Source organism: Pseudomonas sp. W17 (assembly GCF_040268305.1).
GTDB lineage: Bacteria > Pseudomonadota > Gammaproteobacteria > Pseudomonadales > Pseudomonadaceae > Aquipseudomonas > Aquipseudomonas protegens.
In genome coordinates, this window is record NZ_CP158490.1 from 238,706 (window position 1) to 252,272 (window position 13,567).

Genomic DNA, 13,567 nt, shown 5'->3' on the forward strand with positions numbered 1-13,567 from the left:
GTTGCGGTCGTTCGCAGCTTCGCAGGCTCAGCAGCGGCTACAAGGCTGCTGGGGCTTAGCGCAGGCCGTCGCGAAACTGCCCCGGGGTCATCCCGGTCCAGCGCTTGAATGCCCGGCTGAAGCTGCTGGCATCGGCAAAGCCCAGCAGGTAGCTGATCTCGCTCAGGGAGCACTCCAGGTCCCGCAGGTGCAGCAGGGCGAGGTTTTCCCGGCATTCGTTGAGCAGGGTGTCAAAGCGCGTGCCTTCATCCGCCAGGTGCCGTTGCAGGCTGCGCAGGCTCAGGTGCAGGGCCTGGGCCACTCGCTCGGCCGAAGGTTCGCCTTCGGGCAATTGGGCTTCGATCACCCCGCGTACCTTGCGCTCCCAGGTCAGGGGCCGCAGTTGCAGGAGGGTGCGCTTGAGCACCGCTTCGTTGTGCTCGGCCAGCTCCGGGTTGGCGTCGTCCAGGTGGCTGTCGAAATCGTGCAGGCCGAACTCCAGGCAGTCGTCCACGGCGGCGAACTGCACCGGGCAGCGGAATACCTTGTGCCACTGGCTCGGGTCCGCCGGGGCCGGGCGCCGCAATTGCACGGCCAACGGCGCGTAGTCACGGCCCAGGCGATTGCGGCAGGTGCGCACGTAGATCGCGGCAAAGGCGTCGATAGCTTCAAAGGCCGGTTGCGGCGAGCCCTCCGGCACCCTGAGGAAGAACCGGTAGCGGTCCGCTTCCCGGGTCAGGGCCAGTTCCAGGGCGTCGCTGACCACCTGGTGATAACGCACGATGCGCTCGAACACTTCCCGCAGGCTGCCGCTGGCCACCAGGGCGTAGCCCAGGGCATGAAAGGTGGTGGGGCTGACAAAGCGCGAGACCCGCAGGCCGATGGCCGGGTCGCCGCTGGCCTGCACGGCGAGATGCCAGAGGCGGGTGGTGGCCGACAGCGGGTAGCGGGCGTTGGGGTCGTCCATCAATTGCGGGTCGAGCCCGGCTTCGCGGCACAGTGCGGCGCTGTCGAGGTCCAGAGCGTCCAGTTGCTTGCGCAAGGCGCGGGTCCAGCTGGCAAGGGAGGTGGCTTCGGTCATGCGATTGGCGCGTCCGGTCAACAGGTTGGCGTTTACGGCTAGCGCCCGGAGCCGGGGCTCGGGGCAGGATGCACACATCACTGATCAGAGGATGGAATCATGCAGGGTATTTCTGCAAGCCCCGAACGGATGAACGCACAGCAGCGGGCGGCGCATATACGCCAGGTGGTCCTGGCCCGGGGTGATGAACTGCGCCAGCGTTTTCCTTTGCTGCGGCACCAGGACGCGCTGGGCGCGGGGATCCTTGCGTTCGCTCTGTCGGGGATGCTGGGGTCAGCGCTGCTCTATGTCATGGGTCACCTGGCCTGGTGGGCGTGCCTGCTGCTCAATGCCTTTTTCGCCTCCCTGACCCACGAGCTGGAGCACGACCTGATCCACAGCATGTACTTTCGCAAGCAGCGCCTGCCCCACAACCTGATGCTGGGGCTGGTGTGGCTGGCGCGGCCGAGCACCATCAACCCCTGGGTGCGCCGCCACCTGCACCTGAATCATCACAAGGTGTCCGGCAGCGAGAGCGACATCGAGGAGCGCGCCATCACCAACGGCGAGCCCTGGGGCATCGCCCGCCTGCTGATGGTGGGGGACAACATGATGGCGGCCTTCATCCGCCTGCTGCGGGCGCCGGGGGCCAGGCGCAAGCTGGGCATCCTCGTTCGTACCCTGGCGGTGTACGCGCCGCTGGCATTGCTGCATTGGGGCGCCTGGTATGTGTTCCTGGGCTTTCATGGGGCCAACGGCGTGGCCGCCCTGTTGGGCAGCCCGATCCAGTGGTCGCAAGACACCATGGCGCTGATGCACTACGTCGATATCGCCGTGGTGGTGATCATCGGCCCCAACGTGCTGCGCACCTTCTGCCTGCACTTTGTCAGTTCCAACATGCACTACTACGGCGACATCGAGCCGGGCAACGTGATCCAGCAGACCCAGGTACTCAACCCCTGGTGGATGTGGCCGTTGCAGGCCTTCTGCTGCAACTTCGGCAGCACCCACGGCATCCACCATTTCGTGGTCAAGGAACCCTTCTACATTCGCCAGATGACGGCATCGGTGGCGCATAAAGTGATGGCCGAGATGGGCGTGCGCTTCAACGATTTCGGCACCTTTGCCCGGGCCAACCGCTTTACCCGGCAGGAGCGCGAAGCGATGCAACCGGCGCATAACGCCCGCCCTTGAGGGGGCGGACTGTCTTTCTGGTTAAATATCCAAGGACCGATAACGTTAAGCCAAGGTCACGCGGCGCCGGGAAACGCCCGGAATCCGCGAAGAGGCAACGACAGGGAGACAGTATGAGCAGTGCGGTGAGGCGATTGATCGCCGTTGCCTTGATGAGTGTGGGCAGCGTGTCGCTGGCCGACTCGGTGGCGCAGGGCAGTGACGAGGCACTGGCGCTGAGTATCTTGAAGCATCTGGAAGTGAACGGTTTTCGCAATTCCTTGCGGCCGCGGCATTACCCGGACGGCACCACGCTGGGCCAGACGCCCTATCGGATCTACGAGAAGGCCGCAGGCGCCGAGGGCGCCTACAGCGCGGTGGACGAAGAGCAAAGCTGGGTCTACAGCGTCAGAGTGATGGAGCAGGGGAAGCAGGGCATCGCCATCTGTTTTGTCGACCAGAGCCTGCGCGGCAGCTACTTGGCCGCTTCGCCGTTGCGGGTCGAGAAAAACCGGGCAGGGCATTACGTCGTGGTCAAGGAACTGCCGAATACCCCGGCTTGCCGCATCACCCGAGGCTGAGGCCAGCGCGTGGCGCAGCCCGGTGTATTCACCGACAACCCAAACGCACCCCGTAGGAGCCGGCTTGCCGGCGAAAGGGCCCTGGAGACTTGTGTTGTTCTGGAGGACGCCTTCGCTGGCAAGCCAGCTCCTACACAAGCAGGCTCCTCCAGGGGCCGGTTCATAGACAAGCCAGCTCCTGCAAGATCAATCCGGCTGGAACGGTGATTCGCTGAGGATCACTCCGGTTTCATCCACGTAGCGCTGCCATTCTTCCAGCAGGGTGCGCAGTTTTTCCGGCTGGCTGTGGGCCAGGTCGTGAATCTCCCCCGGGTCCTGGCCCAGGTCGTACAGCTGCCACGTCGCCGGGCCCACGGGGCCGGGGATGTACACCGCCTTCCACTGGCCCTGGCGAATTGCCCGGCGGCCGAACAGCTCCCAGCCGGTTACCGTTTGTTCGTCATGCACCCGGGCGGTTTCGCCGGAGAGAAAGCCCAGCCAGGACTTGCCCCGCAGCGGCGCCACATCGCGCCCGCGCCAGCGCTTGCCCGGGTGGCGCACGCCGGCCAGGTCGAGCAAGGTCGGAGTAATGTCCATCACCGTGCCGAAGCCGTGGCTGATCTGCCCCTTGAGCGGCAGTTGCGGGTAGTGCAGCAGCGCCGGCACGCGAATTCCGCCCTGGGTGGTGAAGGCCTTGAACAGCCGCGATGGCGCAGTGGCCGCTTGGGCCCAGGCCGGGCCGTACCAGACGTAGGAGTTGGCCCGGCCGATGTTCTCCAGGCGGTTGTCGTAGTGCTGGTTGAGGTAGGTCAGAAGCTCCGGGCCGAACTTGGGGAAGGCTTCCAGCAGCGCGCCTTCGGCACCGTTGTCGGACATGAACAGGATCAGGGTGTTGTCCAGCTGCCCCTGCTGACGCAGGTAGTCCACCACCCGGCCGATGTTCCAGTCCATGCGCTCGACCATCGCCGCATACACCTCCATGGCCCGTGCCGACACCTGGCGCTGTTCTTCGCTGAGGGCGTTCCATTCGGCGTTCAGGTTGATCAGCGGATGGGGCTCGACCTGCGGGTCCACCAGGCCCAGGGCCTGGAGTTTTTCCAGGCGCTCGCGGCGCAGCACTTCGGGGCCGGCGTCATAGCGGCCCCGGTACTTGGCGACGATTTCCTCCGGAGCCTGCAGCGGCCAATGGGGCGCCGAGAACGGCAGGTAGGCGAAGAACGGCCGGCTCTGGTCGCGCTCTTTCAGGTACTGCAAGAGCTTGTCGCCAAAGGCATCGGAGGAATAGAAACCCGCTGGCAGTTCATCGATGAAGCGGTCGTCCTCGATGTACAGCGCCGGCGTGGATTTGAGCAGCCCGGGGGTGTGCTCGTCGTAGGTCGGCTCGAAGCCGTAGTGGTTGGCCGCCCCCGGCAACAGCGAGAACGAGCGCTCGAAGCCCCGGGCATGGGGCGCGCGTTCGGCAGTCAGCCCCAGGTGCCATTTGCCGCTCATCAGGGTCTGGTAGCCGGCCTCGCGCAGCAGTTCCGGCAGGGCCACCACGCGGTCGTTGAGGTAACCCTCATAGCCCGGCTTGCCGATCAGCTCGGGGGTCAGGGCTTCGGCCATGGTGCCGATCCCGGCGATGTGATGGTCGGTGCCGGTGAGCAGCATGGAGCGGGTTGGCGAGCAGGTGGGGGCGGTGTGGAAGTCGGTCAGGCGCAGGCCGTTGAAGGCCAGGGCATCGAGGTTCGGCGTGGCGATCTCGCCGCCGAAGGCGCCGAGGTCGGAGAAGCCCAGGTCGTCGGCCAGGATCACCAGGAAGTTGGGACGTTGCGGCATCGAGTCACTCCTGTTCAGCAAGCAATGAAGGTCAGGGGCAGGTCGCGGATCTGTACCGGCGAAGGCGCCTGGTAGAGCTCGTCGCGGGTCAGTTCGTGAAGCAGCTCCTCACGCAGTTGGTGGAAGTCGAAACTGCTGCGCTGGCGCGGGTGGGGCAGGGCCACCTCGACCACGCGCTTGATCCGCCCCGGGCGCGGTTCCATCACCACCACCCGGTCGGCGAGGAAAATCGCTTCCTCGACATCGTGGGTCACCAGCACCGTGGTGATCTTGGCCCGCTCGCGGATCGCCAGCAGTTCGTCCTGCATCTGTTGGCGGGTCAGGGCGTCGAGGGCGCCGAAGGGTTCGTCCAGCAGCAGGATCCGCGGGCTGGCTACCAGCCCCCGGGCAATGGCCACTCGTTGCGCCATACCGCCGGACAGTTGGTGGGGATAGGCCCGGGTGAAATCCTTGAGGCCCACCAGTTCGATGAATTCGCCGACCCGTTGCTGGCGCTCGGCGGCGCTCAGGGGCTCGTTGACCAGGCCCAGGCCGATGTTCTCGGCCACCGTCAGCCAGGGGAACAGGCGGTGTTCCTGGAACACGATGCCGCGCTCGCCGCCGATGCCGCTGACGGCCTTGCCGTCGACCCGGATCTGGCCACGAAACTCGGTGTCCAGGCCGATCAGCAGGCGCAGCAGGGTGGACTTGCCGCAACCGCTGGAACCGACGATGGCGACGAACTCGCCTTCGGCGATGTCCAGGTTGAATTCGCGGATCGCCTCCACCTCGCCACCGGCGACGGCGAAGGTCTTGCCCACGTGAGTGAAACTGACCAGGGGTGCGTTCATGCGTGTCTCCAGCGGGTGGCGCGAAGTTCGAGTTGTTGCCCGATCAGGTTGAGCAGGGCCCCGGTAAGGCCCACCAGGAGCATGCCGGCCATGATCAGGTCCATGCGTAGCAGTTGCTGGGCACTGATCATCTGGCTGCCGATGCCGCCGTTGGACGGCATGAAGTATTCCGCGCCGATGGTGCCCAGCCAGGCGTAGATCAGGCTGATGCGCAGGCCGGCGAAAATCCCCGGCGCGGCGCCGGGCAGCACCAGCCGGCGCAGCCGTTGCCAGAGGTTCAGGCGCAGTACCTGGGCGGCTTCCGCCAGTTGCGGCGAGAGCTGGGCGACGCTGCGCTGGGTGGCGATGAACAGCGGGAAGAATGCGGCCAGGGCGACGAACACCCACTTGGCCAGTTCCCCGAGGCCGAACCAGGCGGTGAGCAGCGGCACCCAGGCGAAGATGGCGATCTGGCGGATGGCGGCCAGGGTCGGGCCCAGCACGCGTTCACTGAACCGCGACAGGCCCAGCAGCAGGCCAAAGGCAAAGCCCAGGCCGCCGCCCAGCAGCAGGCCGCCGAGGGTGCGGCCCAGGCTCAGGCCCATGCCCCCCAGCAGGCTGCCATCGAGCAGGCCGTTGCCGGTGGTGGCGAGTACCGCCAGGGGGCTGGGCAGGATGTTCGGGTCGACCCACTGCTGGTCGCTCGCCACTTGCCACAGGGCCAGCAGCGCCAGGGGCAGCAGCCAGGGTTGCAGGCGCTGCCAGCCCTGGTAGCGCGGGCCGCGACGGAATTCGGCGGTGGCCGGGTGCGGCCAGTGCACCAGCCGGCGGTCGAGCCAGCCGATGCCGCGGTCCATGCACACCCCCAGCAGGCCGATCACCAGGATGCACACGAAGACGATGTCCAGCATGAACAGCTGGCGTGCCCAGACCATCAGGTAGCCGATGCCTTCGCTGGAGGCCAGCAGTTCCACTGCCAGCAGCGAGGTCCAGCCGGTGGCCAGCGCCAGGCGCACCCCGGCCATGAAGGCCGGCAGCGCAGCGGGCAGCACCAGGCGGCGCACCAGCAGCGCCGGCGGCAGGCGCAGCACCGCGGCGGCTTCCCGCAGCCGGGGCTGGGCATCGCGCACGCCCACCAGGGTGTGCAGGGTCACGGGCACCACCACCGCCTTGATCAGCACCACCAGCTTGAGCACTTCGCCGATGCCGAAAAACACCATGAACAACGGGATCCAGGCCAGGGTGGGGATCTGCGACAGGGCGCCGAAGGTGGGAAACACCAGGCGCTCCAGGCGTCGGCTGAAGCCCAGGGCACCCCCCAGCAGGGCGCCGGCGGCGATACCCGCCAGCAGGCCCCAGAACAGCCGTTGCAGGCTGATCGCCAGATGGCTCCACAGCTCGCCATGGGCCAGCTCCAGGGCACTGCTCCAGACCAGGGCCGGGGCCGGCAGGATCTGTTCGCTCATCCATTGATTGCGGCTGGCCAGCCACCACAGGGCGAACAGGCTGATGGGCAACAGCCAGGGCAGCAGCCGCTGGCTGATCAGGGGCCAGCCCGGGCGTCCGTCGGACGGCGCCGCCAGGGGCAGGCTGAGCAGGGAAACACGGGCCATGGATGACCTCCGTCGTCGGGTACTGCATGGCGTGGGTCGATGCCGTAGGGGCTGGCTTGTCGGCGAATCAGCGTTTGAGGGCCTCTTCGCTGGCAAGGCGGTTTCTACGTTTTATGCATTTGTGATCTATTAAAATTCTTATCGATTCTATTAAGAGATAAGAAAGGCCATTTAAGGCTTCTCGCCGACACGCATCCAATGCATTTGAAGAATATTTTTCATGCATTTCATGCATATCCCCGGGGACGCCCGTGGCAGCTGATTTATTCGATATGGTTATCAAAATGTGAATTTATAGTATTTAAGTGTTGAACGATTCCGTGCCTACCTTTTGCTCCTCTCAGCCTTTGCCACCAGGAGCCGCACCCATGAACCTTCCCTTCAAACGCGTCATCAGCCTGTTCGCCGCCCCGGCCCTGGCGGGGCTCCTGGGCTGCCTGCCGCTGCTGGCCCAGGCCGACGAACTCAAGGAAATCCGCATTGCCGTGCCCGACCTCAGTGCCGGCACCCAGCACAGCGGCGGTGGGGTGGTGGATGTGCTGCGCCAGCAACAGATCTTCGAAAAGGCCTTCGCCGACCAGGGCATCAAGATCCAGTGGAATTTCTTCAAGGGCGCAGGCCCGGTGATCAACGAGGCCTTCGCCAACGGCCAGGTGGACCTGGCGTACCTGGGGGACCTGGCCGCCATCATCGGCAAGTCCAACGGCCTGGATACCCGCCTGCTCAGCGCCTCGGCCCGTGGGGTCAAGCACTATCTGGGGGTGGTGCCGGGTTCCGGGATCAAGACCCTGGAAGACCTCAAGGGCAAGCGCGTGGCAGTGTTCCGTGGCACCGCCACCCAGCTGTCGTTCGACGCGGCCCTGGCCAGCCGGGGCCTGAGCGAGAAGGACCTGAAGGTGGTCAACCTTGACTTCAACGCGGCGGTGGCTGCATTGGCGGCCAAGCAGATCGACGCCTCCTGGGGCAGCACCGGGCTCTCGGCCCTGCGCAGCAAAGGCCTGGCCGAACTGCCCCTGAGCACCAAGGACCTGGGGGGCGCCGGCAGCGTGCAGAGCGTGCTGGTGGGCGCCGGCAAGTTTGTCGACGAACATCCCGAGGCCGTGGCAAAACTGCTCAAGGCCCAGCAGCAGGCCGTAGAGTGGCTGACCCAGGACAGCAACAAGGAAGCCTACATCCAGCTGGTTTCGGGGCTGGCCAGCTACCCGCCGGTGATCTTGCAGGATGACCTCAAGGACCAGCGCCTGAGCGAGATCTTCCCCTCGACCCTGGACCCGGTGTTCCTCGGCAAACTGCAGGATTCAGTAGACCTGGCGGCCAAGGAACGCTTGATTCGCAAGCCGTTCAAGGTGGATGCCTGGGTCGCCCCGCAGTTGGCCGCTGCCGGTCTTTGAGGTCGGCACCATTCGCCGGCAAGCCGGCTCCTGCGTAACCCTGGAGCCGGCTTGTCGGCGAGGGAGGGCTTGAGGGCCTCTTCGCTGGCAAGCCAGCTCCCACGGTCGGCGGGGATATCGTGCGGGATCTTGTAGGAGCCGGCTTGCCGGCGAAGCTGTTCTACACGGCGATGGCGTGCCCCTGCCGATCCACCGCCACCAGCACTTCGATCATCTTGCGCGCCGCCGGCGACAGGCGAAAACCGCTGCGGCTGACGATGCCGCAACGGGCATTCAGGCTGTCGATGTTCTGCGGCAGGTTGCGCCAGTGCAGCAGCGCCAGCGAACCCTGGGCGATGTCTTCGGCAAAGGCCTCGGCGGTGCCCACGCCGATGGCATTGGACTGGCGGACGATCTTCACCAGCGCCGGAAAGTGCTCGGTCTCGATGGTCGGGGAAAAATCGATGCGCCCGCTGAGGTTGGCCAGCAGCTTGCGGATCCCCGGGGGGATCAGGGTGGTGGCCAGGGGGTAATCGAACATGTCGTTGGTGGACAGGCTCTCCTTGGCCAGCAGCGGGTGCCCCGGGCGGCAGAAGAACACCCCGCGCTTGGGCGTCAGGGGCTGGGTCTGGTAGTTCGGGTCGGCTTCGAAATGGCGGATGTCGGCAATAAAGAATTCGATCTCTTCGCGGTTCAGGCTGCGGCTGAGTTTTTCCCAGTTGTCCACGGCAAAGCAGGTGCGCACCTTCGGGTGGGCACTGGTGAATTGCGCCACCGCATCGGGTACCAACTTCACTGCCGGGGCCGGGCCGCAGCCGAAGCGCACCTCACCGGCGTCGAGCTTGGTCATCTGGGTCACTTCGCTGCTGAGCAAGGCCGCGCCCTGCACCAGGCTCAAGGCGTGCTGCAGCACCACCTGGCCTTCCGGGGTGGGGCGCAGATCCTTGTTGCCGCGGTCCACCAGCACGCAGCCGAACTCCTGTTCCAGGCCCTGGATACTGCGGCTGAAGGCCGGCTGGGTGATGCCCATGGCGTCGGCGGCGCGGACAAAACTGCGGTGTTCATTGAGGGCGATGAAGTAACGCAATTGGCGAAGATCCATATGCTTTCCCGGCATCCGAAAAATAGCTCGAAGGCATTTGCGACGAGTGAGGAATGAGGTTTTAAATGCAAGCTCTTATTCCGTCAACGAAGCATGTGGTTATCTATTAGATCTAAATTGAATATAGATAGAGCGTTGTTTCGCGGCGGTTCCACCGTAAGCAGTCCGATGAGGGTGTACCTGATGAGCAATGCCGCCTTAGCCGTTCAACCTGCTGTTCATGCCCTTGATATTCACCCGGTGGCCGGCCGTATCGGCGCTGAGATCCGTGGCGTGCAACTGTCCGGCGATCTCGACGCCGCCACCGTGGAAGCGATCCGGCAAGCGCTGGTGCAGTACAAGGTGATTTTCTTCCGTGGCCAGACCCACCTCGACGACCAGAGCCAGGAAGCCTTCTCGCACCTGCTGGGCGAACCGGTGGCCCACCCCACCGTGCCGGTACGCGACGGCACCCGCTACCTGATGGAGCTGGATGGCGCCCAGGGCCAGCGGGCCAACTCCTGGCACACCGACGTGACCTTCGTCGACGCTTACCCCAAGGCCTCGATCCTGCGCTCGGTGGTGGCCCCGGCCTACGGTGGCGACACCGTCTGGGCCAACACCGCCACGGCCTACAACGAACTGTCGGCGGAGCTGCGGGAGCTGGCGGACAAGCTCTGGGCGGTGCACAGCAACGAATACGACTACGCCGGGGCCAAGCCGGACGTTTCGGCGGAGAAGCTGGAGCGTTACCGCAAGGTATTCACCTCCACGGTGTTCGAGACCGAGCACCCGATCGTTCGCGTGCACCCCGAGAGCGGTGAAAAGAGCCTGGTACTGGGGCACTTCGTGAAGCGCATCAAGGGCTATTCCCAGGCGGACTCGGCGCATCTGTTCGGCTTGCTGCAAAGCCACGTCACCCGTCTGGAAAACACCGTGCGCTGGCGCTGGAGCGCAGGGGACGTGGCGATCTGGGACAACCGCTCGACCCAGCACTATGCCGTGGACGACTACGGCACCCAGGACCGCATCGTGCGCCGCGTGACCCTCAAGGGCGACGTCCCGGTGGGCGTCCACGGCCAGCGCAGCCAGACCACCAAAGGCCTCTGACCCGCCCCCTCAAGCCCCTACGGGCATTTACCCGATGAACCTGCCCACTGTAGGAGCTGGCTTGCCAGCGAAGGCGCCCTCGAGAGCGCTGCAAGGTCCAAGGGCCTCTTCGCCGGCAAGCCGGCTCCTACGGGGGAAGGTGCAGGTACGGGTGGGGGTTACCACACGCCGATCTGTACCAGCTTTTCGCTTTCCGGCTCGCCGTAGCGAAAACGCTGGCCGCGCAGGTCGATTTCTTGATGGCTGATGGTGGTACGGCGTTTCAGGCCGCGCAGCCATTCCAGCACATATCCCAGGTGTTCTTCGCGCACCGCGGCATAGGCCGGATCGGTCCCCAGGTCGTGCAACTCCTGGGGGTCGTTGTGCAGGTCGAACAACTGCGGGCGCAAGCCATCGTAGGCCAGGTACTTCCAGCGCTCGCTGCGCACCATGGTCATGCGGCAGCGGTCGATGGGCTGGCCCAGGCGCTCTCGCGCCGGGGCCTGGAAGGCGTAGTCGTATTCGCTGATGGCGTAGCGGCGCCAGGCCGGTTCGGCGCCGTGCAGCAGGGGGATCAGCGAGCGGCCTTCCAGGCGATGCTCGGCCCCCGGCAGGCCCAGGGCCTCGAGAAAGGTCGGCAGGGCGTCGATGGTTTCCACCAGGCGTTCGTCCACGGTGCCGCGGCTGCTGTCTGCCGCCGTGCGCGGGTCGCGGACGATCAACGGCACGCCCACCGCCGGTTCCAGCAGAAATTCCTTTTCCCCCAGGTAGTGGTCGCCAAGGAAGTCGCCGTGGTCGCTGGTGAAGACGATCAGGGTGTCGTCCCAGCGGCCGTTGCTCTGCAGGAAGTCAAACAGCCGGCCGAGCTGGTCATCCACCTGCTTGATCAGGCCCATGTAGGTGGGCACCACGTTCAGGCGCACTTCGTCCCGGGAAAAATTCAGGCTTTCTTCATGCTGGCGGAAGGCGGCGTAGACCGGGTGATCGCTGAGCTGCCCTGGCGCGGCGCGCACCGCCGGGATCACCTGCTCCGGGCCATACAGGGCGTGGTACGGGGCAGGCGCGATATAGGGCCAGTGCGGTTTGATGTAGGACAGGTGCAGGCACCAGGGCTGCTCGCCTTGTTCGCTGATGAAGTCGATGGCGCGGTCGGTGGTGTAGACGGTTTCCGAATGCTCTTGCGCGACCCGGGCCGGCAGGTGGGCGTTGCGCATTTTCCAGCCGCTGCGGATTTCTCCCTGCTCGCCGGCCCCGGCGTTGGCCCAGTCGTGCCAGGGGTTGCGCCCTTGGTAGCCGAGGTCGCGCAAGTAGTGGGTGTAGGGCGCCGACTCGCGCTTGTCGTCGAAGATCGGGTCGTCGGGGTAGATGCCGTCATGGCGGAAATAGGGCTCGAAGCCGACTTCGTTGAGCACCTCGGCCTGGGCACTCCCGGGGTCGATGGCCAGGCGTTGCAGGGCGTCGAGGTTGGGTGTGGCGTGGGTCTTGCCCACCAGCGCGGTGCGGATGCCGTGGGGTCGCAGGTAGTCCCCCAGGGTCAGTTCTTCAAGGGGCAGGGGCACGGCGTTCCAGGCCACCTGGTGGCTGCTGACGTAGCGCCCGGTGTAGGCCGACATGCGCGACGGGCCGCAGATGGTGCCCTGGGTGTAGGCGCGGCTGAAGCGCACCCCGGCGGCGGCCAGGCGGTCGATGTTCGGGGTCTGCAGGTGCGGGTGGCCGTAGCACGAGAGGTAATCCCGGCGCAGCTGGTCGCACATGATGTAGAGCACGTTGCGCACGGGCGGATGGGTATTGGACATGGGGTTCACCGAGGGGAAGACAGGCGAGGTTTTTCGCCTCCGGCGGGGGCTTCCGGCAAGCGCATTTGCCGAATAGTTTCGATGCGTTTCATGCAATGCGGGGGGCGCCCGCGGGTCTGTGGTGCCTGTAGGAGCTGGCTTGCCAGCGAAGGCGCCCTCGAGCGCGCTGCAAGGTTCAAGGGCCTCTTCGCCGGCAAGCCGGCTCCTACGGTTGGGGGCAGTTCACACGGCGAGGTTGTCCAGGTTGCATACCTCTTCGTCCTGTTCGTCGATGCGCTTGATCTCGTCGATCATCGCCGCGGCCAAAGGCGACAGGCGATAGCCGGCGCGGCTGACGATGCCGTAGCGGGTGTAGAGCTCTTCCAGGTCGTCGGCCAGGCCGTCGATCTTCAGGCACACCAGCTCGCCCTTGGCGTTGTGCAACGCGTCGCTGTAGGAACCGACGATGCCGATGGCGTCCGAGCGCATGACCACCCCCAGCAGGCTGTAGCTGTTTTCGCATTCCACATTGGGCGTGAAGTCCGGCTTGCCGCTCAGATCGACAATGACCTTGCGCAGGTTGGGCGGGCGGATGGTCACCGCCAGTGGGTAGCTCATCAGTTCGCTGGCGCTGACACTTTCGCGCTGGGCCAGGGGGTGCCCGGCGCGGCAGCAGAAATGCCATTTGCGCGGGCGCAGGCGCTGGGTCAGGTAGTCCGGATCGGCCTCGAAGTGCCGGGTGTCGGCAACGAAGAATTCGAACTCTTCGCTGAGCAGGCGCTTGCTCAGGCTTTGCCAGTCATCCACCTGGAACTGCACCCGGGCCTTGGGGTAACGCCCGATAAAGCTGCCGATGGCCCGGGGGATCAGCCCGGCGGCTGGCGCCGGGCCACAGCCGAAGCGCAACTCTCCCGCTTCCAGCCCATTGAACTGGCTGATCTCGTTGGCCATCTGCTGGGCGCCGCTGACCAGCCGGCGCGCGTGCTCCAGCAGCAACTGGCCCTGCTTGGTCGGCGCCAGGTCCTTGCGCCCGCGATCCACCAGCTGGCAGCCGACGCTGTGTTCCAGGGCCTGGATGCTGCGGCTGAAGGCCGATTGCGAGAGGTTCACCGCCGCTGCGGCCGCGACAAAGCTGCGCTGTTCGGCGAGGGCGATGAAGTGGCGGAGCTGGCGCAGGTCGATATGCATTTTTCACATAAAAAATATCGGGGAAATGCATTGGCTATGCATTAGGTCGACT

Annotated in this window: 11 protein-coding genes; 4 read left to right on the plus strand and 7 right to left on the minus strand. The window is 65.5% G+C overall.

The features are described from left to right. Positions 1-55: 55 nt before the first annotated feature. Positions 56-1,060 carry an AraC family transcriptional regulator gene (locus tag ABCR88_RS01075; RefSeq protein ID WP_041115129.1) on the minus strand — a complete coding sequence of 335 codons (1,005 nt, stop codon included), beginning with the start codon at positions 1,058-1,060 and terminating at the stop codon, positions 56-58. 99 nt (positions 1,061-1,159) lie between these two features. Here ABCR88_RS01075 and ABCR88_RS01080 point away from each other — a divergent pair, with 99 nt between their 5' ends. Together ABCR88_RS01080 and ABCR88_RS01085 are read left to right on the plus strand one after the other, a co-directional pair. Next, positions 1,160-2,233: a fatty acid desaturase gene (locus ABCR88_RS01080; RefSeq protein ID WP_350403984.1), complete on the plus strand. Its 1,074-nt coding sequence runs from the start codon at positions 1,160-1,162 to the stop codon at positions 2,231-2,233. A gap of 113 nt (positions 2,234-2,346) precedes the next feature. Then, entirely contained in the window at positions 2,347-2,793 is a 447-nt protein-coding gene (locus tag ABCR88_RS01085; RefSeq protein WP_350403985.1) for a hypothetical protein, read from the plus strand. Between the two features lie 186 nt (positions 2,794-2,979). Here the strand turns inward: ABCR88_RS01085 and ABCR88_RS01090 are convergent, their stop codons facing one another. From ABCR88_RS01090 to ABCR88_RS01100, 3 genes are read right to left on the minus strand one after another with little or no spacing between them, the layout of a single operon-like run. Then, positions 2,980-4,590: an arylsulfatase gene (locus ABCR88_RS01090; protein ID WP_015633716.1), complete on the minus strand. Its 1,611-nt coding sequence runs from the start codon at positions 4,588-4,590 to the stop codon at positions 2,980-2,982. Between the two features lie 14 nt (positions 4,591-4,604). Then, the gene (locus ABCR88_RS01095) at positions 4,605-5,420 is read right to left on the minus strand and encodes an ABC transporter ATP-binding protein (protein WP_011058586.1); all 816 of its coding nucleotides are present in this window, start codon (positions 5,418-5,420) and stop codon (positions 4,605-4,607) included. Then, positions 5,417-7,012 carry an ABC transporter permease subunit gene (locus ABCR88_RS01100; protein WP_041115132.1) on the minus strand — a complete coding sequence of 532 codons (1,596 nt, stop codon included), beginning with the start codon at positions 7,010-7,012 and terminating at the stop codon, positions 5,417-5,419. The genes ABCR88_RS01095 and ABCR88_RS01100 overlap by 4 nt, the downstream gene beginning before the upstream one ends. 368 nt (positions 7,013-7,380) lie before the next feature. On the opposite strand from ABCR88_RS01100, the gene ABCR88_RS01105 reads away from it, so the two are divergent. Then, positions 7,381-8,403, plus strand: coding sequence for an ABC transporter substrate-binding protein (locus tag ABCR88_RS01105; protein ID WP_041115133.1), 1,023 nt, complete (start codon positions 7,381-7,383; stop codon positions 8,401-8,403). A gap of 160 nt (positions 8,404-8,563) precedes the next feature. Here ABCR88_RS01105 and ABCR88_RS01110 read toward each other — a convergent pair whose 3' ends face one another. After that, on the minus strand, positions 8,564-9,484 hold the full coding sequence (locus tag ABCR88_RS01110) for a LysR family transcriptional regulator (RefSeq protein WP_015633719.1): 921 nt from the start codon (positions 9,482-9,484) through the stop codon (positions 8,564-8,566). 183 nt (positions 9,485-9,667) lie between these two features. On the opposite strand from ABCR88_RS01110, the gene ABCR88_RS01115 reads away from it, so the two are divergent. Then, positions 9,668-10,573, plus strand: a complete 906-nt coding sequence (locus tag ABCR88_RS01115; protein ID WP_236185413.1) for a TauD/TfdA family dioxygenase — start codon at positions 9,668-9,670, stop codon at positions 10,571-10,573. A gap of 158 nt (positions 10,574-10,731) precedes the next feature. Here ABCR88_RS01115 and ABCR88_RS01120 read toward each other — a convergent pair whose 3' ends face one another. Both ABCR88_RS01120 and ABCR88_RS01125 read right to left on the minus strand, forming a co-directional pair. Continuing rightward, positions 10,732-12,348 carry an alkaline phosphatase family protein gene (locus ABCR88_RS01120; RefSeq protein WP_350403986.1) on the minus strand — a complete coding sequence of 539 codons (1,617 nt, stop codon included), beginning with the start codon at positions 12,346-12,348 and terminating at the stop codon, positions 10,732-10,734. A gap of 222 nt (positions 12,349-12,570) precedes the next feature. After that, positions 12,571-13,515, minus strand: a complete 945-nt coding sequence (locus ABCR88_RS01125) for a LysR family transcriptional regulator (protein WP_047283431.1) — start codon at positions 13,513-13,515, stop codon at positions 12,571-12,573. Positions 13,516-13,567: the final 52 nt, after the last annotated feature.

Coding starts and splice junctions, on each gene's coding strand:
- ABCR88_RS01075 (WP_041115129.1), bottom strand. CDS start 1,060: ATGACCGAAGCCACCTCCCTTGCCAGCTGGACCCGCGCCTTGCGCAAG.
- ABCR88_RS01080 (WP_350403984.1), top strand. CDS start 1,160: ATGCAGGGTATTTCTGCAAGCCCCGAACGGATGAACGCACAGCAGCGG.
- ABCR88_RS01085 (WP_350403985.1), top strand. CDS start 2,347: ATGAGCAGTGCGGTGAGGCGATTGATCGCCGTTGCCTTGATGAGTGTG.
- ABCR88_RS01090 (WP_015633716.1), bottom strand. CDS start 4,590: ATGCCGCAACGTCCCAACTTCCTGGTGATCCTGGCCGACGACCTGGGC.
- ABCR88_RS01095 (WP_011058586.1), bottom strand. CDS start 5,420: ATGAACGCACCCCTGGTCAGTTTCACTCACGTGGGCAAGACCTTCGCC.
- ABCR88_RS01100 (WP_041115132.1), bottom strand. CDS start 7,012: ATGGCCCGTGTTTCCCTGCTCAGCCTGCCCCTGGCGGCGCCGTCCGAC.
- ABCR88_RS01105 (WP_041115133.1), top strand. CDS start 7,381: ATGAACCTTCCCTTCAAACGCGTCATCAGCCTGTTCGCCGCCCCGGCC.
- ABCR88_RS01110 (WP_015633719.1), bottom strand. CDS start 9,484: ATGGATCTTCGCCAATTGCGTTACTTCATCGCCCTCAATGAACACCGC.
- ABCR88_RS01115 (WP_236185413.1), top strand. CDS start 9,668: ATGAGCAATGCCGCCTTAGCCGTTCAACCTGCTGTTCATGCCCTTGAT.
- ABCR88_RS01120 (WP_350403986.1), bottom strand. CDS start 12,348: ATGTCCAATACCCATCCGCCCGTGCGCAACGTGCTCTACATCATGTGC.
- ABCR88_RS01125 (WP_047283431.1), bottom strand. CDS start 13,515: ATGCATATCGACCTGCGCCAGCTCCGCCACTTCATCGCCCTCGCCGAA.